Source organism: Dyadobacter ginsengisoli DSM 21015 (assembly GCF_059568735.1).
Map to the genome: position 1 here is coordinate 1 of NZ_JCANTY010000028.1, position 1,590 is coordinate 1,590.

Here is a 1,590-nt window from a genome sequence, read left to right on the forward strand (position 1 = left end):
GCCATGGAAGTGAATGGAACCGGTGTTGCGGGTACGGATTTCGACCAGATCGTAGTCAATGGAACGGCAACATTAGGAGGTACACTGGCATTGTCCATTAGCTATACACCCGCAGTTGGCGATCAGATTGCCATCCTGAGCGCTTCTGGTATCTCGGGCACTTTCAGTTCCGTAACAGGTTTGCCTGAGAACTGGGTCGTCCATTATACTTCGGTTGGTGTAATGCTGATTTATGGCGGATCAAATGGCAATGTCTGGAATGGAAGTATAAGTTCGGAATGGCATGATGCAGTAAACTGGTCAGCAGGTGTACCCGATCCCAATGCCGAGGTGATTATTCCGGACGTAGCCAACGACCCGGTTATCTATGCTGCGGGAGCTAAGGCCAAATCTATTAAAGTAGAAGCCGGAGCGGTACTTACGGTGACCATATTAGGTGGACTGTCTGTCAATGGCGCAGTTACCGAAGGGGTTTGGAACCAAGGCACCATACAAAACAATGGTACGATCAATATCGGCAATACGGATAATGTAGGCAACTATGGCATTTATAATGAGGGTGTTTTGAACAACAACACAGGTGCCCGGATTAAAATTGATCGTGTTGCTACCTCGGGCATTGGACTCTTGTCAAACACCGTCACTAACAACGGGGATATAACCATAGGTGCCCTGACACCTGTTTCAAAGCTGATAACGGCTGTTAATGGGCAATTTAGTAATAGTACAGATGGTGTATTAATGGGGACCGGTGAAATCGCTGCGGCCAATTTCACGAATGCCGGCGGTACTTTATCGCCTGGTTATTCTCCGGGAAAATTGACTTTTACAACAAATGAGGATTTCAATAACAGTATCCTGACAATAGAGGTGAATGGTAAAGGGACTGCCGGGGTCGATTTCGATCAGGTGACCGTGTCCGGAACGGCAACATTGGGCGGAACGCTCAGCTTATCCATCAACTACTCGGCTTCAATCGGTGACCAACTTAAAATAGTAAACGCCTCGGCAGTAACCGGCGCTTTCAGCGCTATCGTGGGCCTTCCGGCTGGCTGGCATGTTGTTTATTATCCATCCACGGTTGTGTTAACGTACGGGATACCACAAACCACCTGGACGGGAGAATTCGACACGGATTGGAACAACACGGCGAACTGGTCACAGGGAATCCCCGATATCTCTTCGGATGTGACGATTCCTGACGTTGCGAACGATCCCGTGATTGGCTCCGGCACTGCAAAGACCAAGTCTATCACCATAGCGAGCGGGAGCGTGCTTACGGTTGAAGGCATGGCTGGTTTAACTATCCAAAACGCTGACGCAAAAGGGCTCGATAATCAGGGTACAGTGCTGAGCGCCGGAACCATCGTTATCAATGGTTCCGGCGCAGATGGCCTTTTCAATGGAGGTAGTGTTCAAAACAGCGGAACGATCAATATCGGGAATGTCGCCGGGAAATATGGCATCGACAACCGGGGCACTTTCAAAAACAAGACAGGCGGGTTGATCACCATTGACGACGTGGGTGATACGGGTATATTTCATTTTAGCGGTGAGTTTACCAATGAAGCTTCCATAAAAATCGGCAGC

1 protein-coding gene is annotated in these 1,590 nt (G+C 49.1%); it reads left to right on the plus strand.

What is annotated here, in order from left to right:
* The coding region (locus BP71_RS37835) for a DUF8693 domain-containing protein (RefSeq protein ID WP_496387113.1) at positions 1-1,590 on the plus strand (1,590 nt) is incomplete at both ends.